The organism is Janthinobacterium sp. 75, assembly GCF_004365495.1.
Taxonomy (GTDB): Bacteria; Pseudomonadota; Gammaproteobacteria; order Burkholderiales; family Burkholderiaceae_D; genus Janthinobacterium.
Window position 1 is genome coordinate 3,194,193 of the sequence record NZ_SORD01000001.1, and the last position, 19,138, is coordinate 3,213,330.

26 protein-coding genes are annotated in these 19,138 nt (G+C 59.1%); 19 read left to right on the forward strand and 7 right to left on the reverse strand.

The window, feature by feature from the left end; translation table 11 throughout:
• Positions 1-12: 12 nt before the first annotated feature.
• From C8C89_RS14620 to C8C89_RS14650, 7 genes are all read right to left on the reverse strand, one after another.
• Positions 13-351, reverse strand: a complete 339-nt coding sequence (locus C8C89_RS14620; protein ID WP_133990594.1) for a Mor transcription activator family protein — start codon at positions 349-351, stop codon at positions 13-15.
• Entirely contained in the window at positions 297-2,315 is a 2,019-nt protein-coding gene (locus tag C8C89_RS14625) for a phage terminase large subunit family protein (RefSeq protein ID WP_133990596.1), read from the reverse strand. Before C8C89_RS14625 ends, C8C89_RS14620 begins: the two co-directional genes overlap by 55 nt.
• On the reverse strand, positions 2,312-2,860 hold the full coding sequence (locus C8C89_RS14630) for a hypothetical protein (RefSeq protein WP_133990598.1): 549 nt from the start codon (positions 2,858-2,860) through the stop codon (positions 2,312-2,314). Before C8C89_RS14630 ends, C8C89_RS14625 begins: the two co-directional genes overlap by 4 nt.
• A gap of 152 nt (positions 2,861-3,012) precedes the next feature.
• Positions 3,013-3,771 carry a hypothetical protein gene (locus C8C89_RS14635; RefSeq protein WP_133990600.1) on the reverse strand — a complete coding sequence of 253 codons (759 nt, stop codon included), beginning with the start codon at positions 3,769-3,771 and terminating at the stop codon, positions 3,013-3,015.
• A gap of 292 nt (positions 3,772-4,063) precedes the next feature.
• Positions 4,064-6,652: a DUF5906 domain-containing protein gene (locus C8C89_RS14640; protein ID WP_133990602.1), complete on the reverse strand. Its 2,589-nt coding sequence runs from the start codon at positions 6,650-6,652 to the stop codon at positions 4,064-4,066.
• Positions 6,649-6,828, reverse strand: coding sequence for a hypothetical protein (locus C8C89_RS14645; RefSeq protein ID WP_133990604.1), 180 nt, complete (start codon positions 6,826-6,828; stop codon positions 6,649-6,651). The genes C8C89_RS14640 and C8C89_RS14645 overlap by 4 nt, the downstream gene beginning before the upstream one ends.
• Positions 6,825-7,268 carry a phage regulatory CII family protein gene (locus C8C89_RS14650; RefSeq protein ID WP_133990606.1) on the reverse strand — a complete coding sequence of 148 codons (444 nt, stop codon included), beginning with the start codon at positions 7,266-7,268 and terminating at the stop codon, positions 6,825-6,827. Before C8C89_RS14650 ends, C8C89_RS14645 begins: the two co-directional genes overlap by 4 nt.
• A gap of 517 nt (positions 7,269-7,785) precedes the next feature.
• Here C8C89_RS14650 and C8C89_RS14655 point away from each other — a divergent pair.
• The 19 genes from C8C89_RS14655 to C8C89_RS14730 all read left to right on the forward strand — a co-directional run bounded on the left by C8C89_RS14655 (position 7,786) and on the right by C8C89_RS14730 (position 18,804).
• Positions 7,786-8,484, forward strand: coding sequence for a S24 family peptidase (locus tag C8C89_RS14655; RefSeq protein ID WP_166674746.1), 699 nt, complete (start codon positions 7,786-7,788; stop codon positions 8,482-8,484).
• Positions 8,485-8,491: 7 nt separating this feature from the next.
• On the forward strand, positions 8,492-9,226 hold the full coding sequence (locus C8C89_RS14660) for a hypothetical protein (RefSeq protein ID WP_133990610.1): 735 nt from the start codon (positions 8,492-8,494) through the stop codon (positions 9,224-9,226).
• Positions 9,227-9,477: 251 nt separating this feature from the next.
• A complete protein-coding gene (locus C8C89_RS14665) occupies positions 9,478-9,870 on the forward strand; it encodes a hypothetical protein (protein WP_133990612.1) in 393 nt (130 codons plus the stop codon).
• 258 nt (positions 9,871-10,128) lie between these two features.
• Positions 10,129-10,899, forward strand: coding sequence for a DUF1566 domain-containing protein (locus C8C89_RS27350; protein WP_243858025.1), 771 nt, complete (start codon positions 10,129-10,131; stop codon positions 10,897-10,899).
• Between the two features lie 30 nt (positions 10,900-10,929).
• Positions 10,930-11,256, forward strand: a complete 327-nt coding sequence (locus C8C89_RS14675; RefSeq protein ID WP_133990614.1) for a hypothetical protein — start codon at positions 10,930-10,932, stop codon at positions 11,254-11,256.
• Between the two features lie 17 nt (positions 11,257-11,273).
• Positions 11,274-11,447, forward strand: a complete 174-nt coding sequence (locus C8C89_RS27005) for a hypothetical protein (protein ID WP_166674747.1) — start codon at positions 11,274-11,276, stop codon at positions 11,445-11,447.
• On the forward strand, positions 11,444-11,584 hold the full coding sequence (locus C8C89_RS27010) for a hypothetical protein (protein ID WP_166674748.1): 141 nt from the start codon (positions 11,444-11,446) through the stop codon (positions 11,582-11,584). Before C8C89_RS27005 ends, C8C89_RS27010 begins: the two co-directional genes overlap by 4 nt.
• A 121-nt stretch (positions 11,585-11,705) precedes the next feature.
• Entirely contained in the window at positions 11,706-11,894 is a 189-nt protein-coding gene (locus tag C8C89_RS14680) for a hypothetical protein (protein WP_133990616.1), read from the forward strand.
• A gap of 34 nt (positions 11,895-11,928) precedes the next feature.
• Complete coding sequence (locus tag C8C89_RS14685; RefSeq protein ID WP_133990618.1) at positions 11,929-12,240, forward strand: hypothetical protein; 312 nt, start codon at positions 11,929-11,931, stop codon at positions 12,238-12,240.
• 21 nt (positions 12,241-12,261) lie between these two features.
• A complete protein-coding gene (locus C8C89_RS14690) occupies positions 12,262-12,612 on the forward strand; it encodes a hypothetical protein (RefSeq protein ID WP_133990620.1) in 351 nt (116 codons plus the stop codon).
• The gene (locus C8C89_RS14695; RefSeq protein ID WP_133990622.1) at positions 12,609-13,502 is read left to right on the forward strand and encodes a DUF2303 family protein; all 894 of its coding nucleotides are present in this window, start codon (positions 12,609-12,611) and stop codon (positions 13,500-13,502) included. The genes C8C89_RS14690 and C8C89_RS14695 overlap by 4 nt, the downstream gene beginning before the upstream one ends.
• Positions 13,499-13,711: a hypothetical protein gene (locus C8C89_RS14700; RefSeq protein WP_133990624.1), complete on the forward strand. Its 213-nt coding sequence runs from the start codon at positions 13,499-13,501 to the stop codon at positions 13,709-13,711. Before C8C89_RS14695 ends, C8C89_RS14700 begins: the two co-directional genes overlap by 4 nt.
• Before the next feature lie 35 nt (positions 13,712-13,746).
• Positions 13,747-14,091, forward strand: coding sequence for a hypothetical protein (locus C8C89_RS14705; protein ID WP_133990626.1), 345 nt, complete (start codon positions 13,747-13,749; stop codon positions 14,089-14,091).
• A 22-nt stretch (positions 14,092-14,113) separates the two neighbouring features.
• Entirely contained in the window at positions 14,114-14,722 is a 609-nt protein-coding gene (locus C8C89_RS14710; RefSeq protein WP_133990628.1) for a DUF1566 domain-containing protein, read from the forward strand.
• Positions 14,723-14,740: 18 nt separating this feature from the next.
• A complete protein-coding gene (locus C8C89_RS14715) occupies positions 14,741-15,112 on the forward strand; it encodes a four helix bundle protein (protein ID WP_133990630.1) in 372 nt (123 codons plus the stop codon).
• A 206-nt stretch (positions 15,113-15,318) separates the two neighbouring features.
• The gene (locus C8C89_RS27580) at positions 15,319-15,777 is read left to right on the forward strand and encodes a hypothetical protein (RefSeq protein ID WP_347876592.1); all 459 of its coding nucleotides are present in this window, start codon (positions 15,319-15,321) and stop codon (positions 15,775-15,777) included.
• 23 nt (positions 15,778-15,800) lie between these two features.
• The gene (locus C8C89_RS14720; protein ID WP_347876593.1) at positions 15,801-16,481 is read left to right on the forward strand and encodes an RNA-directed DNA polymerase; all 681 of its coding nucleotides are present in this window, start codon (positions 15,801-15,803) and stop codon (positions 16,479-16,481) included.
• On the forward strand, positions 16,478-16,798 hold the full coding sequence (locus C8C89_RS14725) for a hypothetical protein (protein ID WP_133990632.1): 321 nt from the start codon (positions 16,478-16,480) through the stop codon (positions 16,796-16,798). Before C8C89_RS14720 ends, C8C89_RS14725 begins: the two co-directional genes overlap by 4 nt.
• Positions 16,795-18,804, forward strand: coding sequence for a DNA cytosine methyltransferase (locus tag C8C89_RS14730; RefSeq protein ID WP_133990634.1), 2,010 nt, complete (start codon positions 16,795-16,797; stop codon positions 18,802-18,804). The genes C8C89_RS14725 and C8C89_RS14730 overlap by 4 nt, the downstream gene beginning before the upstream one ends.
• Positions 18,805-19,138: the final 334 nt, after the last annotated feature.

Genomic DNA, 19,138 nt, shown 5'->3' on the forward strand with positions numbered 1-19,138 from the left:
TGAGACGATTTTTTATCCGGCCGTTTTAATGAGGCGATACACGGTCGAACGGCTGATATTGAGGCGCCGGGCGATCTCCGTCGCATTGCGGCCGTTGAACAGCCGCAGCACTTCATTGACCATTTTCTGTCGCTCGGTAGGGGAGCGCCGCGGAATGTACGTGGTGTCTCCCGAGAACTCTTTGCGCGTGGCCTCCTTCAGCACAACCGCGCGCTGCGCCATTTCCGGAAACTCGGCGAGGATGTAGTCGAAGATCAGGTCCACCAGATCGGGAGGGGCAATGCCAGCGGCGAAATTTACCATCTGTCTGTTCTCCGTGATGTTGATAGCGGTTTTTTTGGCTTCGGCCATGCGGTGCCTCTTTCTTTACTTGGTTCAACTTGCTGCTGTGGTAGTGGTGCGATGACTGGCGGGGCGGCCGGTTCAGTGACGGGGCTACTGACGGCGTCGTCTCCGGCTTCGACTTCGGCCGGCGCCGGGGGCGGTTCGTCGAACAGGTCGCCGGTGGGCGGGTCCACTCTGTCGCGGATGAATTGCCATTGGCTTTCGTTTTTCTTGTGCAGTCCCAGGTAATGCGCCACGGCGAGGTTGTAGACCATGACGTCGCCCGCTTCATTGCGCGCGCCGTTCGGTTTTTGCCAACTGGTGACCTTGCGCCCGCGCTTGTAGGATGTGATGCGGAATTCGACCGTCAGCTGCTCGTAGTATTCGTCCGGCAGGTCGCTGGAAAAATGGATCGCGCCTGGTCCGTGCGAGAATTTGTAGCGGTTGGCCAGGTGATCCTTGGCGGTGTCGGTGCCAATGAGCCACAGCTTGGCGCCACTTGGTACCTTGCGGCCTTGCCAATCGATATCGACCAGGCTGGGCTTGGCGCTCAGGATCGGCTTATTTGCCTGCGAAGCGCCGCGAATGGCGAAGACGTGGCGCCATTGACGATCAGCCGTGAAGTTGTAGACGTCTTGGGTATTGTGGCCGCCCGAATCAATCATCGCGGCGGAGATTGGCAACATCTTGCCGTTCGCATGGCGAAAACGACTCTGCAGCAGCGCATCGAGGCGCGCCCATACGGCTGGCTCAGCCGGCGCGCCGATTAGCACCTGGTAATCGACCACCCAGCACTCCATGCCCACGCCCCATGCAACGACCTTGACCTCCAAGCGGTCGGGTTGGGTATCTACTGCTGCGGTAAGGATCAAGCCGCCTTTGGGCACGGTACCCAGACGATATTCCTCTGCCCGCGCCTTCAATTCGGCTGCTTTGGTCTGCTCTTTGGCGCGCGCCCAGCAGCGTGCCAGGCGCGTGTTGTAGAAGGTGATCATCAACTCTTCACTACCGGCGGCCAGTTTCTCTTTGGCCGCGCGGTATTCCTTGAGCATGCCCAGCCAGGAAAACCATCCATACGGCAAGAACATGCCGGAGATGGTCAGGCTGATGGTTTCGCCGTCGCCCTGCACGCCAGTACTCCAGGCGCCGCGTGCGAACATGCGGCTTTTGTCGCTCTCGACCATGAAGGCACCACACTCGATGCACGGGTACATCGCTGTCTGGCCATCCTCCGACAGTTGCAGCCGCTCAAATTCCAGTGTCTGCGTGTGGCTGCAGTGCACGCAGTCGGCCAGCGCCTCTTCCTGGGTACCCATTTGGTACAGCTCGTCGATGATGGACTCGCCCTCGATGGTCGGTGAGCTTGGATAGTAGGATTTCTTGTTCTTCTCGAATGTGGTCTGGCGCGCTTCGGCCAATTTCCAGGACGCACCCTCGCCGTTGACGTTCGCTTCGGCCCGGTCGATTTCGTCATACAGCACGCGCCTGGCCGGCAGTTCAGACAAGTTGGCGGCGGCGCCCGAGGTGACGATTGTCAGCGCGCCGCCGATATATTCTTTGGTGTCCAGGGTATTGACCGAGTCGCGCGAGCGCGGTGCGGCCACGCGCTCGGCGAGCTCGGGCACGGCAGCAATGGTTTTCGAGATCCGCGCGCTGGTACGCTTGGCCAGCTTGCCGGTCGGGAGTATCCACAAGAAGTTGGCCGGGCTCTGGTGCACGCTGGCGGCAAACCAGTTCAGCCCAACTTGCGTCTTGAGCATCTGGCTGGCGCCCTTGAGTACCACGCGTTTGCAGGGATGCTTGTCGGACAGTGCCTGCATCACCCGGCGCGCATGCGGCGTGCGCGAGGTGCGGTACTTGCCGTGCTCATTGGCTCCGGAGTCGGCAGGGATGATCATGTAACGGTCCGCCCATTCATCGACCGACATATCGGGGTCGGGCAGGAATCCGCGGCCGAATGCGTCATTCACGATTCCGTAGGCGTCGTTCATTGAGCAGCTTCCTCGGCGGGCTCCAGCGCCAAGCTGGTGGCCAGCGTGTGTTGCATGCTTTCAAGCAAGGCGCGGTGCTCGCTGGCGATTAGCGCCTCGCAGGCATCGGCATCGGAAAGTGCGGCAACGTCAGCGCCGACGCGGCGCGAGCAGTTCATCAAGCCATCACGCAGGGCCCGTGCTACCTGGTAGATTGCCGCCTCGACGTCGGCTTTGAGCAGGTACTTGCCACGAGCCTCGGCCTCTTTCATTTCTGCCAACGATGCATCAGCGGCTGCCTGGCGCGCCCGGCTGGCATCGTACGAAGGAACACGCGCCGTCTCACCCTCCCTCTCCCTCTGTGGAAGAGATGCTTTTTCCAGGGGGGCAGGCCGTTTGCCGTTGGCGCGCGGGCGCGTGTGGCGTTCGTAGAGGATCGACGCGTACTCGGTATCGACCTGGCCGTCGGTGACGGGTATCTCGCAGCGCTTTACTGCGGCATATCCTTGCTGGCGCGATATGCCGATGGATTCGGCCCATTTTGCGATTGTTGTCAGGTTCGGCATGTTGTTTCTGGTTTAGTCAGGTTAATTGTCAGGAAATATTTTGGGCAGCCGCTAGCGTTTTAACGGGGTTCGAATTACCCCTACCAGCCGCGCTCGGGGAAGGACCCGTTGAGGGGGGGCAGGGGTCGGGCCGCCCCTTCGATTCGGCCCCGTCATCGGGCGGTCTCCATCGCCTCGGCGAACGCCTTGGCAAACTGGCCGGAGAACTCGCGCTTGACGGTCTGCTCGACGACATCCTCAAAGTGGAGCGTGGGCTGGTACACGGCCGAGCGTACGAAGAGCAGCACTGGCCGAACTGCACTGCCGGCGGCAAACCTGGTGCGCTGGTAAATGCCTATCGGCAGGCGATCTCCAGGGCTGCCGACGAAATAAGTGAAACCGGCCGCCTTCTTCGTGCCTTTAGCCATCCGGGCACGGCCTGCTGCCGTCATGTTGGCCTTGTAGCCCATCTCGGGGAAGGCACGGAAGAAGGCGAGTATCTGCACGATCTGGCCCCGGCTCATGTTGCCGTAGGCGTCGACCTTGGCGCCCGAGCCTGGCACGGCGCGGTAGCCCACGGGCATGACCCCAGCCGCTTCTAACGCACGTTCGAATTTCTTTTGCTTGCGCTGGCCGCCGCTGATCTGTGCCGCCAGGAACTTGGCCGCTGGCGTGGCCTTGGTGGCCTCGTCTTTCAGCTTGACCATGGCCGATGGCCTGGTCTTGGTGGCTGGCTGCACGAACAGGCTGTTGAGCGTGTACGGTGTTGGGCTGCGAAACACGTCGCGCATTTCTTTCTGCTCATCGATGGCGGCCAGCTGGGCGGTACGCGTAACCGCAACGCGGCTGGCGAAGTCGATCTGCTTCTTCAGGCCGGCCATGTTCGCAGTCAACTGCGTCACGGCATCACGTACGTCAATGGTGGCGCTCATACTGTAATCTCCGATTTAGTGGCAACTTCAGATATCAAGCAGGGTTGATCACGGCTGCGTTTCAACCCTGCACCGTTGCAACCCGCATCTACACTCACTCTCAGCAGGGTATATAGGGTATGCATGGTTATTTGCCCATCATGGGATAAAAAAAACACAGCAAATAAACACCAACATGAATATCCGCACATACGTGTAACAAGCCAGCTATCCCTGCAACCATGCTCAAACTCAGCATTCATGCGGCTTTGCGCTATGCAGGGTTGGTAATCAACGCTGCTCCTGCCTGCCATCAACCCTGCGCCGTGCCGAGGCCGCGTACATCAGCCTTGCTGCGGAACGTCTCGATCTGTTGGTCCAGCGTGCCTGGTTCGGCCTCGTTTTTGATTTCGAACACCATCCTCGACGCCTTGCCCTTGCTCCCGACTGACACCACCCGCTTGACCTTGTGCTCGCGGCTGGCCAGCAGACCTGCGAACTTGCACAGCGTGAGCGGCTTCTCGCCGGTCTTGTCACACCAGCGCTTATAGATTGTGAACAGGTCTTCTGACAGGCAAGAGCAGTACGGCGCGGCCAGGTAGCCATCCTTCCAAGACCGATGGAAAGACATCCAGCCATTCAGGCCGAACTCAATCACACGTTCTTTTGCCAGCGTCATCATGGGTTTCGTGTGTTCGTTGAAGCCATCCAGTGGGAAGTCGAGCAGGAACTGGTAGAACGCCTCAATCCCGCCGCGCTTGATCGAGTCGCTGACACGGTCGTAGAATTCCTGGTCCTGCTTGGCGCGAGCCTCGATCACCATGAAGCGACGGTCTTCCAGCTCTATCGGGATAGGCTGGGGCTCGTTCGACAGAAATGCGCCGTTCATATGGTTGCGCTCAGTACGCTCCGGAAGATTCTTCTGGTTGATGCTCATCGACTTACCGGTGATCATGTATTTCAGCGTGCCGTTGTGGCTGTACTTGTCGTCACGCGACAGCACCTCTTCGAACAGCACGAACAGTTTGCGCGAGCGCCAGGCGGTAAAGGTGGAGTCGAGTTGATGCTGGCTGGCGACAGTGCCGTACTCGCCATAGATCGGTGCGATCACGTCCTGGAAAAACAGGCTTTTGCCGGTACCTTGCTTCTCACCGAACATCAACAGGGCGGTTTGCATCTTGGCGCCGGGGTTCTGCAGGGGGAAGGCCAGCCAGCGCAGGATCCACGCCACGCATTCATCGACGTTATCCTCGGCGCCGCACAATGACTCAAGGAGCGCGAGGATCGGCGTCACCAGTTCGATATTGGCAGCAGGAACAAGCGGCCAGCCCAGGAAAATATTGACGTGTGTTTCCGGGTCTGCTTGTTGAGTCGGATCGAACACCAGGTTGCGTGCTTCGATGGTCTTGCGCAGCGCATGCTCTTGCCATTTCGACGTCAGGTCGGAGGTGTAATCGGCCCGTACCGCGCCCAATGTCATGACCTGCTGGCCGATCGCATCCCATACGGTTTCGGTGCCGCGCAGCAGCGTCAGGTTGTCCAGCATTTCGCCCAGCTTGCCGCCCCCCGCGCCCCCCGGGACTGCGCGGCCGCCCACCAGGACGGGCAGCGTGTCGCGCAACACGGTGCGGCGCTTCGGGTCTTTCTCCCAGGCCAGCGCCACGTCTTTGCCGACCCATGCATTGAGTGCCGAGCGCTTGAGGCGCTGCTTGCGTAATCCGTCCCAGATGTCGGTGGTAGGCCAGATCAGGGAGAAATGCGCGATCAGCTGCTCCACGGTGGGCATACTGATATCGACCGGCTCCGGCAGCTCATCGGCAGTTGGCATCGCTTGTCGGGCGTCATCGTTCAATGAGGGCGCGGGAGAATCGACCAGCACGGCCGGGACAGGCGCATGCGCTGCAAGTGCCGCCTCGATCTGCGCAGTGGCCACGGCCAAGGACTCGTGCACGTGCAGGTCATTGAAATCGTTCAGATCCGGCAGCGAGTCATCGTTCTTTTTCTGGCGGCGCGGCAAGGTGAAGGCCGGCAGGATCACCAGCGCATTGCCTTCGGCGGCCGCAGCAGCTTCGGCTTTGCGCCGGCCGGCATCGCCGGTCATGTGATCGTCGTCGGCAAAGAACACCAACCGGCTATTCGGGAACAGCCGGCGCAGCATGGCGGCCACGTGCACCATGTTGCCGGCGTCGAGCGCCATGTACACGGCAAAGCGGTGACCAATCGCCATGCGTGCCGACAGGCAGGTGGCATAGCCCTCGCCGATGCCGATATCGTCGCCGTCCATTGGCACGTCGCCCAGGCGGCAGGAGGCGGCAAACTTGTCCATGCCCCCGCTGTTTTTCTTTTCTCCGTCAGCAAATATGGCTTGCTTGCCGACCATCTTGGGCGGGTTGAAGTCGTAACGCATCAGCGGAATGATGATGGCGCCATCGGCCAGGTAGCGGCATGCTTCCGGGGTAACCTGCTTGCGCACCAGATACGGCGATTCGCCTTCGCGCGCGGCCATGCGCCATTGCGATGGGGCGCGCACGGCCGCAGCATCAGCACGGGCCAAGCGCTCGGCAGCTTCTTTTGCCAACCGCTCATCACGGGCCTTGCGGTCGGCCGCCAGCTTTTCCGGCGGCACCTCGACGCCATCGGCGCCGAACTTGAAGCCTTCGGCCTGTGCCTCGGCGAACAAGCTGCCAATGCCGACCTTGCCGGCCTTGAACGAGCGCCACGAGGCGTTGGCCGCGCCGGCGTCATAGCCGTCATAGGACTGGCTCCACTCCAGCCACATGTCTTTGGCGGTGTCCCCAAATTCGGCCTTCAGCGCCATGCCCATGCGCACCCACACGTCGCGTACTATGGGGCTGACGAAATACAAGGCCTGGCGGGCGGTTTCCAAAGATGCCGGGATCATTTCAGCCGCGCCTTCAAAAAGTCCATAGCTGCAGCTTCAAGTACCATTCCAGCGTTCCTATACATAATCATTTCCCAATTGCAGTCTTTTTGGCAAAAAATAGCCGGCGCGCTCTCGCCGGCAATCCATCGTGCGCTTAAGCCGATCAGCGGCAGCATTTCGGCACAGGCCATCATTTTTCTGCCATTCCGTCCAGGCGCGCTGCCAGCTCCTCCAGCGCGCGGTGGGCGCGGAACACCTTGGCGCGCACGGCGACTAGCTCGCGCCGCTCCACGCGACCGTCGGCCAGCACTGCATTGACTTCGGCACCGACCTCACCCTGGGTGGACCAGACTTGCGTTACCAGTTCCAGCACCGCCATATCGCTGGCCGTGGCGGTATCGTCGACCTTGACGCACACGAATCCATGGCTGTTGGCCAAGGCGTGCAGGATCTGGTGATCGCCAGTAATGCCCATGATGCGATCAGCTTCGTCTAACAACGGCTTGTTCGCCGCCGCGTTCGGGTTGGCTTTGTTGCGCAGTACTGCCGCAGACATGCCCAGGCGCACGGCTAGCGCTTCACAGCCGCCGGCCGCTGCGTGCACGGTTTGATAAAACGCATCCAGGACATTCATACGATCGCCTTGAAAAAAAATGATGTGAAAGACATTGAGAAAGTTGAAACTAGGAAATTCAAAAAAGGAGACAGAACAAGTGATCTACCGTGCCCGACCAGCAATGTCCGCTTCAATGCCCGACTGCGACGCCGGACCGCATGCCACGACGATCACGGAATGGTCCGGTATTGAGTCCAGCATGTTGTTCGTTGAGGGAGGCTGGCGGCCGCCATGCCCGGCAGTAGGCGGCGTACACCGATCTTGATGCAAGGCAAGCAAGCGCAGCCCAATTGCCAACGATGGGCGCAGCCCTCGTTGACCGCCAGCAAAGGCATTGATTGCGGACTGACTACATAGGGCAAGGCCAGCAAGCTGTTTCTGTGTAAGACCGGTCTCAAGCAAATCGTGAGTGATTTTTTGGATATCCATGGACGAATTATCACGTCTGTGTTTTCAGCTGTCAACACCAATGTGTTGAATTTCTGTATTACATTCGTGATATTTCTATACAAGACTAAAAATTAGCAAAATGAACATGAGAACACTCGCTGAGCGGATCGTCTGGGCAAGGGCGCGGGCAGGCTGGACGCAGCAGGAACTTGCCAATAAGGCAGGGGTAGCCCAGGGAACAATTGGGAACCTTGAGTCGGGGGCGCGAGACTCCTCAAAAAAAATCACGTCTATTGCTAAGGCGCTTAATGTAGATGCTCATTGGCTAGCAGAAGGTGAGGGAACCCCTCAAAAAAGCGAGAATAATGCGCACCCGGCAATTTCCGGAGCAAAGCGGGTTGTACTAACTGACGATAACCCCAATGATTTTTATCAGATACAGAAGGTAACGCTGCGGCTGCAAGCAGGCGTTACTGGGTTTCAGACCGTGCCGGATAAGCATGATGGTGGGACAATGGGGCTTCCGCGCAGTTGGGTTGAAAGGAAGGGATACTCTCCAGAGAATTTAATTGCAATTCAAGTACGTGGCGAGAGTATGGAGCCAACTTTTTACGAGGATGATACGGTTATAATAAACACCGCCGACACAAAGCCCGTTGATAACAGTGTCTTTGCCATTAATTATGATGGGGAAGCTGTTATAAAGCGCATGTCGCGAGATGCCGGTCAGTGGTGGCTAATGTCTGATAATTTTGATCAGCGCAAGTTTTATCGTAGGCTTTGCCAATCTGCCGAATGCATAATCATAGGTCGCGTCGTACGTCGCGAAGGTGATCACTTTTAAGGCAGGAATGATGAAATTTTACACCTCAGTTTTCACAATTCTCATCTTAGTAGGGTGTTCAGAGAGCCCCGCGCCGCAAAAGATGAATCAGCCAACGCCTTCAACAGTAGTTCGTGCTCCGACTCCCGGCGAATGGAAGGCGGCCCTCCTGGGTACGTACGAGGAAAGTAAAGTCAGGGATCAAGGGGATGGTGTAACTAACTTTATGGCCAAGTTCGCAGGTGTGCCGGCCGGCATTGACCCGCAAGCAATGGGTACTAGGGATGCTTTTAGGAAGTTGAGAATTTATCATGCAGGATTTTCGGTGAATGTAGTAACCGGAGTCAAGGCATACATATCAGTTCCCGACAATAAGCGTGCCATTCTATTTATATCGCCCTACTATTGGGGGAAAGACGGATGGTTGTTTATGAATAAAATTTCCATAATGGTGGATGGGGATGTTGTTTTTGAAAAAGATCTTAAGGATGTATCTCGCGAGACTCAAGGAGTTGGCGTCTCAGAGCGGGCAGATTTTATTGTGAATTCAGCAGAAATATCAGCCTTACGTGCAATTAATAATGCCACATCCGTTATTGTTAGATTGAGTGGGGATAAAGGATATGTGAATTTAACTAAGGGCAAAAAAAAGGGGCAGATCGACTCAAATGGTTATTTTGTTAGTGACATACAGTCAGCCATAGCAATTTACGATGTAATCGAATTAGCAATAAAAGAGCACTGCCCACCTCAACAAAATTAGCGTCCTCGCTAACTAATGGGCTCGATCGACTACCACTCGCGGTCGACCGAGCCTCAGATCACTCCCGAGCCCTACCTACGTTCGAACCTCTTCAGCATAGTAGTCACCTAGTGCGAACCATACTGCGATCACTGCGAATTTCAGTTCGTCAAAAAATATTCCAAAATTAAACACATTTGTGTTGACATCAATAAAACACGAGTGTGATAATTGCTCCATCGACGCACCAATCTCAACCGATGGAGAGCCACATGGCACCGCATATCGCAGCCGCAGCACCCCACCAGGCGCAAGCCGCCCCCATTTTGCAGCAGCAGGTCAGCGCGTCAATCCTCGACCGCGAAAGCAATGGCGGAGTAGACGAGCAGGAACAGCAGGCTTGGCGCGCGTACCTCGATGTCCTGCCGTCTGTCGCCCAGCTGCGCCTTTGCACAGAATGCGCCCACTTCGCCATGCGAGATATGGCTTGCCGCAAAATCATTACTACCATCGACCCAGTGTTTGGCCCGCGCCTTGCCAAGTGCCGCGACGCGCGCAAGTCCGATGGCCCTTGCGGTTTCGCTGCAAAGCTATTTGCTCATCCCAGCAACAATCTCCCGGCCGACGTCACTAACCTCGGCAACGGCCTCGGTAACGCAATCTAAAGCCGGGCTAATGCGGTGGCTGAGCATCATGGAATTGAACTCCGTAGCGGCAGCCTGTACCAGCGCCGCAACCAATACCGGATTTTTCATTGCACCGCCCCAGCCCTCCAGCTGGTCGACATGACGTATCGCCAGTTGCAAGTACTCGACAGCACCTTTAAATGCATGTTCGGACATTTCCGTGTAAGTCATTGACGATTCATCGGACATTTTTAGCCTTTCTTTTAAGTAATTAAACATTTTGACACGGTGATAAAAATGAATGCAAAAAACTTAAGCGCCGAAGCACCTTCCAGCAGCACTATCCATTCCGCTATCGAAGCGGTCCTCGAAATCGCTGACATCCTGCGGTACATCGCTGACCGCGCTGCACGCCTCCCCATCGATGCCGAAAAGGAGCGCGCTGACCAGGCGACGGTCTTCGCAACTTGCTTATCAACGCTGCCAAGCGATTCCATCAAATCCAGTCTGGATGCCATGAGCACGCCTGGCGCAGCTACAGTGACGGCCCCCACGCCGCTCGATGCGGACCTGCATCCGCTCGACAGCGAACTGGCCATAGAAATTCGCGCCATGTTCCTGGCGCACTGGAACATGGACGCCACCCAGGCCGATGCCCGTATGGCTCAATTCAATTACGGCCATGCCATCGCCGCATTGCCTGTACCCGGGCCTGGCGTCATCGGTGGCACCTTTGGCGGCGGCACCTACGCCGGCATCATTCACGGCGTCAACGGCGCGCCAGATCAGCATCTGGTGTTGCTCGACGGTGAGGCAGAAGCTGTTACCTGGGATGCAGCTGGCAGCTGGGCTGCATCCAAGGGCGGCGAACTGCCAACCCGCGCCGAGCAGCGCCTGTTGCAGGCCAATCTTCCCAACCAGTTCAAGCCAGATTGGTACTGGTCTGGCGCGCAGTACGGCCCTTCCTCTTCTAACGCGTGGGGTCAGAGTTTCTACAATGGCCTCCAGGACGGCCTCCTCAAGTCGTACGAAGGCCGCGCCCGCGCCGTCCGCAGATTTCCAATTTAATCCTTTATCCATTTCAGCCTGAGATCCGCGATGACTCTCGACAACATCCAGCGCCCGGCAGTTGCCGCGCCAGCGCGCGTGCACCGTGTCAGCCTGGTGCTTTCAAACCGGGCGCAGCGCAACGCCGTTGGCGCGACATACAGCCTGGCCAATGGCCGGGGCCAGCGTATTGCGCTGGTATCGGTAGCGCAGCAAGGTTTGAGCTCCACGCGCGCGGCAGCGGCACGCATGGCGTATGCATCGGAACTGACCGGCGCTATACGCGCCGCAAGCATGGATTACGAGCTGACGGGTGCGGTAACGCCCGAAACCATCAGCCTGATGCGCCGGCTGCTCGATGACATAGGTGCGTCATGAGTGCCCGGGATCTGCTGATGATGATCCGGTACTGCGCTTCGGAAGCCCGGGAGCGCGAGCCGCTGGACAGCGAGGCGAGGGCGCATGCATTCATTGCCACCTTGTCTGGTGCGCTGGAGCAGCACGACGCCATCGCCGCAGAAATGGTGTTTTCGATACTTAGCACTGCCCCAGGAGGGAATGCCCAATGATCGCCTTTACCGTCACCGTGCGCCGCGAGGGTATGCCAGACCTGGTCTACCCGGAAATCGCGCACGACAGCAGCAGCGCCGTCATGCATGCCCAGGCCCGGTTCGGCGTCTGCCGGGTGTTTGTCCGGGTCACCTGAGGATCTGTGATGAACATGCTGCTCAGCCTGTTGCAGATGTACCGTCATTTTCGCCGCCTGGGCGCCGGCCAACTGCAGGCTGCACTGCATGCCATCCGGGTTTATCGGGAAGGATTCTGACATGGCGCGCATCGAACCCGACCGTGCCGCACTGCAGATCGCGCACGGTCTGCTGCGCAGCACCTGGTCGCTGGACGCCATGCTCAAGGTGCCAAGCCTGAAAGTAGTGCTGTACACGACTGCACGGCGGCATATGAAGCGCCGCGACCGGTTCGACCCGAAAAAAATGCAAGCGAACGACAACGATTAACCCACCAACCGAAGCACTCACCATAGGAAGCACCATGGAAAACCAGCACCGCAAGATTACCGGCTACCGCGAACTGTCTGCCGAAGAAATCGCACTGATGAATGAAATCAAGGCCAAGGGCGAAGAGCTGCGCGCCCTTGTCGCGAAGATCGGCGCCGTGATTACGCCAACACCGCTGCAGATCAGCGTAGCGGACGTGCAGCCAAATGGCATTGTCGCTGCCGCTTTCCAGGCCGTTGAAAACGAAGGTGACACACCACTGTACTGGCTGCGCAGCGCGGACATTGGCTTCCGCTCCGCCCTGATGTATGCCACGCGCGCGGTCGCTCAGCCGACCTCATATTAATTACCAAGAAGGAATCTCTCCATGGCATCGAAAGCATTCGCCGTGTTTTTGCAGGATCTGCGCGACGGCCGCGCTCACTCGGAATTGTCCAGCATGCTCGGCGAGCTGCTGGCCAAGGTCAAGGAGACAGGCAAGGGCGGCGCCGTCAACCTGAAAATCAAGATCAAGCCCGCCGGCCGCGGCCAGGACGTCGACAAGGTCACGATCTCCGACGAAATCAAGCTGGATCTGCCCAAGCCTGAGCGCGGCGAGGACTTTTTCTGGCTGACCGAAGATAACGATCTCTCGCGCAATCATCCGAAACAAGGAAGCCTGGAACTGCGCGAAGCTCCAGCTCCTGCCCCATCCACCTTTAAGGAAGCAACGAAATGAACGACACCACCACCCCGGCCGACGTAGGCGCCCTGAGTCACTTCCCATCTGGCGATCACCTGCACGTCGATTCGTCGATGATTGCCAAGCTGGGCGCACTGACGGCCACCGCCAGCGCGGTCAAGGAAGTTGGCAACGCCAGCTACATGCTGGTGCCGGAAGGCTTCGACCTGAAAGATATCACGGCCGCCATCGAAAAAGCCCAGCCAGCGCCGAGCCGCAAGACGGGCACGGTACACCTGGGCGACCTCGACAGTTTCCTGACGTTTGTCGGCAAACAGGGCGCGACCAGCGACTGCTACATCTATGCGGATCTGGATGCACGCACGTTGACGGCAGTGCTCAATGACCACCATCACCTTGCTGATCACGAGCAGGCCGGCTGGCGCGACTTCCGCGCGACCTACAAGGCGGAACTGAGCCGCGAGGCGGCAATCTGGATCGCCAACGACAAGAAGCTCAAGGAACAGGAGGAATTTGCTATTTTCCTCGAAGACAATATCGCCGACGTGGTGCCAGGCGAAGGTCTGCCGACCGGCGACACGCTCCTGGCGGTAGCGCTGACCCTGCAGGCGAAGACGGAAGTCAATTTCAGCTCGCACAAGCGCCTGGACAATGGCCAGACCCAGTTGGCTTATTCCGAAACCATCGATGCGCGCGCGCAGGGCGGCGCCATCGAGATCCCTCGTGAGTTCGCCATTGGCGCGCGCTTGTTCAAGGGGGCCGACGGCTACCGCATCAAGGCACGCCTGAAATACCGCCTGGGCTCGGGCAAGGTGAAGTTCTGGTACGAACTGGACCGCCCTGAGAATGCTATCGAAGAGGCATTCCGCGAGTACGTCGAACAGGCCCGCGCCGGCGGCTTCACTGTGCTGATGGGCAAGCCATGATGTCCGCCACCAGCTCGAAAGTGATTGCCTGCGGCAGCCGCGTGGCCTTCGATAGTGACGATGGCCCGCAGGCCGGCGTGGTCGAATGCATCAAGCCTGATGTTGGCAATGGTCAGCGTATCGCCATGGTCCGCGTGGCTGGCACGCTCGACGGCATGCCATGGCAGGTGCCCGTCGAGCACCTGCAGGCCGCCAGCGTCCGGGCTTAACTATGCGCCGTCCACTTCCCACTGGCAATGTGCCGATGGTCACCGAAACCCACCGCCGACTGGCGCTGGAATTGCGGCTGGCGGTTGAAACGCTGATCGGCGCGCCGTCGACGGATGCCTTTAATGCACTGTCGAAGATGCTGGCGGCGCTTTGCAACAGCGGGATGAAGGGCTGGGCCATCGATCTCGCAACCGAAACCATGTGCCATATCTGTGATCGTTATGAGCGGATGGGCAGGATTGGCCTGAAGGACTGCGAGGCAGTGCGACTTCGATCCGCGATGGGCGGTATCGACGGCCGACTGCCCTACATTCCTGTGAATAAATTTGACATAGCCGTGGCCGAAGTGGCCGCGTTTTGCACCAGCATTGGTGCGTGAATCACCTCAAATGGAAAACGATATGAACCTGAATACCAACACCTTGCCGGTTGCCATCGGTGCCGCATTCGGCGGCGGCTTCTTCGCCGGCGTGAACCAAGTCGGTGGCAAGACTTATGCACTGATCGTGTCGCCGAAGCTGTTCGGCGAATTCAAGGGCCGCTGGCACGCATCGAAAGAAAGCGTGCCGGGCGCCGAGGACTACGCCGACGGCCTGGCAAACACCAATGCCATGGCGGCGGCTGGTAGTGATCTGGCCAAGGCAGTTCGCGCTAGCGTCATCGAAGGTTTCGACGACTGGTACGTTCCAGCGCGCGACGAGTTGGAGCTGATCTACCGCAACCTCAAGCCTACAGCACAGGAAAATTACGCATCGTTCCGTGATGGCGAAAACCCCAGCAGCGTGCCAATGGGGCGCCACTACACCGAAGAACTGCCAGCGCAGACAAGCGTGGACGAATTCCGGGAAGGTGGCAACCAGGCGCTGGACGCCGTCTGGCACTGGTCCAGCACGCAGTACGGCCCTTCCTCTTCTCACGCGTGGACTCAGTATTTCGACTATGGCAGCCAGTACGACGGCCACAAGTCGTACGAAGGCCGCGCCCGCGCCGTCCGCAGATTAGAAATTTAACACTTTAACCATTTCAACATGGCCAACCATACCGACCTACCGATTTCCAAGGTTGCATACGATCTTCTGGTCGTGGCTACCGACCTGACCAAGAACATGCCCCGTGACTTCAAGGCATCGATTGGCAAGGAAATCCGCGACGAGTGCGTGCGTTTGACGGTGCTTATCTTCCGCGCGAACTGCGCGGGCGACAAAACGCCGTACCTCGACAAGCTGATCGAGCGCACGCAGGTGATTGAGCTGCTGTTCCGGCTTTCCAAGGACATGCGCTTTATCTCCGTCGCCCAGTACGCGCGGGCCATCGCATTAACCAGCATGGTCGGTAAGCAGGCCGGCGGCTGGCGCAAGTACTCCGCATCGTCGCCTGTATCCCCTCGGCCAAGGCCGTAGGGACCGTGCGATCTTTTTAATCTGGTCGTGCCGCTGGCTCACAAGGCCACCGCTATGCGCACCACAGTAACCAGCCGGCGGTGTCCGGACAGGCCTGGCGCAGTTTCTCCGCTGATCGGCACAGCCTTCGGTGGGGCGACGTTGATAGCACGAATTGACGCAGTACGGCCCTTCCTCTTCTAACGCGTGGAATCAGAATTTCAACAATGGCAACCAGAACAACAACCACAAGTCGTACGAAGGCCGCGCCCGCGCCGTCCGCAGATCATCCCGATGCGGACTTCACGCTCGAGCAGCTGGCCGTCGCTTACTTTGACTGCCGCCGCAGCAAACGCAATACCCCCAGCGCCCTGGTGTTTGAGCAGCACCTGGAGCGCAACCTGATCGAGCTGCGCGACGAGCTGCAGGATGGTTCGTATAAGCCTGGCCAGTCGATCTGCTTTGTCGTCACCCGCCCGAAAGCGCGCGAGGTGTGGGCGGCCGACTTCCGCGACCGTGTCGTGCACCACCTGCTGTACAACAAAATTTCGCCACGCTTCTATGCCTCGTTCATCAAGGACACCTGCGCCTGCATCCCTGGGCGCGGCACCATGTACGCCGCCAAGCGCCTCGAGGCAAAGATCCGCAGCGTGACGCAGAACTGGGCCCAGCCCGCTTTTACCTGAAATGCGACCTGGCCAACTTCTTCGTGGCCATCGACAAGGTGGTGCTGCGCGGGCAGATCGCCGCGCGCGTTACCGAGCCATGGTGGCTGCGCCTAGCCGAAACGATCCTCTTTCACGACCCGCGCGAGGATTATCAGCTGCGCGGCGAGGCCGATATGCTGGCGCGCGTGCCAGCGCACAAGCGCCTGGTCAATCAGCCCGCGCACCTGGGCCTGCCGATCGGTAACTTGTCAAGCCAGTTCTTCGCCAACATTTACCTCGATGCACTGGACCAGCACTGCAAGCACCGCATTGGCGCGCGCTATTACATCCGCTACGTCGATGACTTCCTGCTGCTGCACGAATCGCCGCAGTGGCTGGGCGCGGCGCTGGCCAACATCAACGAGTTCCTGCCACGCGTGCTGCACGCCAACCTCAATCCCAGCAAAACCATCCTGCAGCCCATTGCCCGCGGCGTGGACTTCGTCGGCCAGGTCATCAAGCCATGGCACAGCCGCACGCGGCGGCGCACCGTACGCGAGGCGACAAGCCGCGTCGCAGGCATTGCTGCGGATGAAGTGTTTGCCGCAGCAAATAGCTATTTCGGCTTGCTGCGCCAGGCTGGCAGTAGCCATGCTGACCGGGCGGCGCTGGCGCGCGCTGTGCTGCGGCGCGGGCATTGCGTCAACCAGGCGTTTACTCAAACTTATCGGAAATCTTCATGACACAGCTTGCTCTATTTGAAGTGCCAAGGCGCGACAGTCGGGAGATCACTTGGGAGCTGGCTTTCTCAAGGCCAGTCGAAGTTGCTGTGCTGGCAGTTTTCGCAGCACGGCCGGATGAATGGCTGGACTTCCGAGACTTCAAGAAAGTGATTGAAAAATACAAGATCGGCTGCTGTTTTGGGCATGTGCTCTTCCACATCAGCCGCGCAGGGAGGACTGTGCCGAAAAACATTTACTTTGGGTCAGACCACCCCGGCACACCCAATTACCTTGGTTTTAAAACCGTATACATGCTGCAGAAAGGCGTAACCGCATGAAGCGAGACAATTTCACCATGTCGCTCGACCTGGGCAATGAGCTGATCATCGACAACTTCGCCGGCGGCGGCGGGACCAGTACCGGCCTGGAGCAGGCATTCGGCCGCCCGGTCGATATCGCCATCAACCACGACCCCGAAGCGCTGGCCATGCACGCGGCGAACCATCCGCACACCACGCACCTGTGCGAGAGCGTGTGGGACGTCGACCCGATCAAGGTCACGAACAATCGCCCGGTGGGCCTAGTCTGGCTCAGCCCCGATTGCAAGCATTTTTCAAAGGCCAAGGGCGGCAAGCCCGTCGAAAAGCGCATCCGTGGCCTGGCCTGGGTGACGCTGCGCTGGGCCGCCAAGTGCAAGCCGCGCGTCATCATGCTGGAAAACGTCGAGGAATTTAAGACATGGGGTCCACTGCTTGTTGAGGCCGATGGCAGCGCCAAGCCGGACCCGGCGAAGAAGGGTAAGACCTTCGATTCGTTCATCCGCCAGCTGCGCGCGCACGGCTACACCGTCGACTATCGCGAAATGCGCGGCTGCGACCACGACACGCCGACCATCCGCAAGCGCTTCTTCCTGGTGGCGCGTCGCGACGGCATCGCCATCAAGTGGCCTGAGCCAACTCATGGCGCTCCGGACAGCATCGGCGTGCGCGCGGGCAAGCTGCTGCCGTACCGCACGGCCGCTGAATGCATCGACTTCAGCCTGCCGTGTCCATCGATCTTTGAGCGCGACAAGCCGCTGGCGCCGGCCACGCTGCGCCGCATCGCCAAGGGCATCATGCGCTACGTGGTCGACGCGGCCGATCCGTTCATCGTCGGCCAGGGCGGCCCAATCTACGGCGGCAAGCCGGTGTCGGCCAACCAGCCGTTCGGCACGCTGACGACTGAGAACCACCGTGCTGTGGTGCTGCCGACGATCGTCCCGGTAACGCACCAGGGCGGTGATCGCACCGAATCCATCGGCGAGCCGTTCCGCACCATCACTGGCGCGCATCGCGGCGAGAAGGCGCTGGGCGTGGCCACGCTGGTGCAGGTGGGATATGGGGAACGCGAGGGCCAAGCGCCGCGCGCGCTGGATATCGAAAAGCCGCTGGGCACGGTGGTGGGCGCGGCCGCGAAGCATGCCCTGGTAGAGGCTGAGCTTGCGCCATTCGTCATGACCAATACCACCGGCCACCCTGGCGCGTGTGCCGACATGCCGGTGCCGACCATCACCGCTGCGGGCAATCAGGCGGTGGCCACGGCATTCCTGGCCAAGCATTACACGGGCGTCGTCGGCTCCGACCTAACCGACCCTATCGGCACGGTCACCGCATGCGACCACCACAGCCTGGTGACGGCCTTCTTGACCGAGCATGCCAACGCGAGCAATCAGCGCGTGATGCCGGCCGACGAACCGCTGCGCACCATCTGCGCCCAGGTCAAGGGCGGCCATTTCTCGATGGTGTCGGCGCACATCACCAAATTCCGTACCGGTGCCACCGGCAGCGACATGAACACCCCGCTTCCGACGATCACGGCCGGGCCGAAGGAAAACCCCGCTGGCGCGCCGCATGCATTGGGCATCGTCACCAGCAATCTTGTCAAATTGCGCGGCACCAGCACGGCAGCCGGTACCGACGAGCCGCTGGGCACGGTAAGCGCTGGCGGCCAGCACCACGCCGAGGTGCGCTCGTTCCTGCTGGCCTATTACGGTACCGACCAGTCGCAGGGACTTGCCGATCCGCTTGCCACGGTTACCAGCCGAGACCGGTTCGGCCTGGTGACGATCCACGGCCAAGACTATCAGATCGTGGATATTGGCCTGCGCATGCTGCAGCCGCGCGAACTGTTCCGTGCCCAGGGCTTCCCCGACGATTACATCATTGGCGACGACCCGGCCCAGGGCCTGAAACTGACGAAGAGCGCCCAGGTGCGCATGTGCGGAAATTCAGTCTGCCCGCCCATGGCCAAGGCCTTGATTCTCGCTAACTTCGCGCATGAGCGCGAGATTGCGAGGGTGGCGTGAACTTAGTGCCCGGGAATCTTTTCCACACATTCAATTCCATGGCACATTGCCAAATCAACTGCCATATGTGCACTTGTACAAACTTCGTCAATGACTGCAACTTGTACGAAATTATCATTTTTTCTAATTTCAAATGCGCCGAACCAAGTTCCTCGTGGCACACCTTCGTGCGCACTTGCTTGGATCGTATACCCGCGGTAGTTTTGCAAAATTCTCAAATTGATCTCCATTTTTATGTTGTTCAGTGTACAGCTCCAATCTTGGTACTCGTTAATAAGATACGCACTGAGGGCTATTTCGCAATCACCCCGGGCGAGAATTCAGCGCCGACCTG

Excerpts from the sequence above, each read along its gene's own strand:
- C8C89_RS14620 (WP_133990594.1), bottom strand. The coding sequence starts at position 351 with ATGGCCGAAGCCAAAAAAACCGCTATCAACATCACGGAGAACAGACAG.
- C8C89_RS14715 (WP_133990630.1), top strand. The coding sequence starts at position 14,741 with ATGGCCAACCATACCGACCTACCGATTTCCAAGGTTGCATACGATCTT.
- C8C89_RS14645 (WP_133990604.1), bottom strand. The coding sequence starts at position 6,828 with ATGATGGCCTGTGCCGAAATGCTGCCGCTGATCGGCTTAAGCGCACGA.
- C8C89_RS14660 (WP_133990610.1), top strand. The coding sequence starts at position 8,492 with ATGATGAAATTTTACACCTCAGTTTTCACAATTCTCATCTTAGTAGGG.
- C8C89_RS14635 (WP_133990600.1), bottom strand. The coding sequence starts at position 3,771 with ATGAGCGCCACCATTGACGTACGTGATGCCGTGACGCAGTTGACTGCG.
- C8C89_RS14650 (WP_133990606.1), bottom strand. The coding sequence starts at position 7,268 with ATGAATGTCCTGGATGCGTTTTATCAAACCGTGCACGCAGCGGCCGGC.
- C8C89_RS14655 (WP_166674746.1), top strand. The coding sequence starts at position 7,786 with ATGAGAACACTCGCTGAGCGGATCGTCTGGGCAAGGGCGCGGGCAGGC.
- C8C89_RS14705 (WP_133990626.1), top strand. The coding sequence starts at position 13,747 with ATGGTCACCGAAACCCACCGCCGACTGGCGCTGGAATTGCGGCTGGCG.
- C8C89_RS14640 (WP_133990602.1), bottom strand. The coding sequence starts at position 6,652 with ATGATCCCGGCATCTTTGGAAACCGCCCGCCAGGCCTTGTATTTCGTC.
- C8C89_RS27010 (WP_166674748.1), top strand. The coding sequence starts at position 11,444 with ATGATCGCCTTTACCGTCACCGTGCGCCGCGAGGGTATGCCAGACCTG.
- C8C89_RS14700 (WP_133990624.1), top strand. The coding sequence starts at position 13,499 with ATGATGTCCGCCACCAGCTCGAAAGTGATTGCCTGCGGCAGCCGCGTG.
- C8C89_RS27580 (WP_347876592.1), top strand. The coding sequence starts at position 15,319 with ATGGCAACCAGAACAACAACCACAAGTCGTACGAAGGCCGCGCCCGCG.
- C8C89_RS14685 (WP_133990618.1), top strand. The coding sequence starts at position 11,929 with ATGGAAAACCAGCACCGCAAGATTACCGGCTACCGCGAACTGTCTGCC.
- C8C89_RS14690 (WP_133990620.1), top strand. The coding sequence starts at position 12,262 with ATGGCATCGAAAGCATTCGCCGTGTTTTTGCAGGATCTGCGCGACGGC.
- C8C89_RS27005 (WP_166674747.1), top strand. The coding sequence starts at position 11,274 with ATGATGATCCGGTACTGCGCTTCGGAAGCCCGGGAGCGCGAGCCGCTG.
- C8C89_RS14675 (WP_133990614.1), top strand. The coding sequence starts at position 10,930 with ATGACTCTCGACAACATCCAGCGCCCGGCAGTTGCCGCGCCAGCGCGC.
- C8C89_RS14665 (WP_133990612.1), top strand. The coding sequence starts at position 9,478 with ATGGCACCGCATATCGCAGCCGCAGCACCCCACCAGGCGCAAGCCGCC.
- C8C89_RS14625 (WP_133990596.1), bottom strand. The coding sequence starts at position 2,315 with ATGAACGACGCCTACGGAATCGTGAATGACGCATTCGGCCGCGGATTC.
- C8C89_RS14710 (WP_133990628.1), top strand. The coding sequence starts at position 14,114 with ATGAACCTGAATACCAACACCTTGCCGGTTGCCATCGGTGCCGCATTC.
- C8C89_RS14725 (WP_133990632.1), top strand. The coding sequence starts at position 16,478 with ATGACACAGCTTGCTCTATTTGAAGTGCCAAGGCGCGACAGTCGGGAG.
- C8C89_RS14630 (WP_133990598.1), bottom strand. The coding sequence starts at position 2,860 with ATGCCGAACCTGACAACAATCGCAAAATGGGCCGAATCCATCGGCATA.
- C8C89_RS14695 (WP_133990622.1), top strand. The coding sequence starts at position 12,609 with ATGAACGACACCACCACCCCGGCCGACGTAGGCGCCCTGAGTCACTTC.
- C8C89_RS14680 (WP_133990616.1), top strand. The coding sequence starts at position 11,706 with ATGGCGCGCATCGAACCCGACCGTGCCGCACTGCAGATCGCGCACGGT.
- C8C89_RS14730 (WP_133990634.1), top strand. The coding sequence starts at position 16,795 with ATGAAGCGAGACAATTTCACCATGTCGCTCGACCTGGGCAATGAGCTG.
- C8C89_RS27350 (WP_243858025.1), top strand. The coding sequence starts at position 10,129 with ATGAATGCAAAAAACTTAAGCGCCGAAGCACCTTCCAGCAGCACTATC.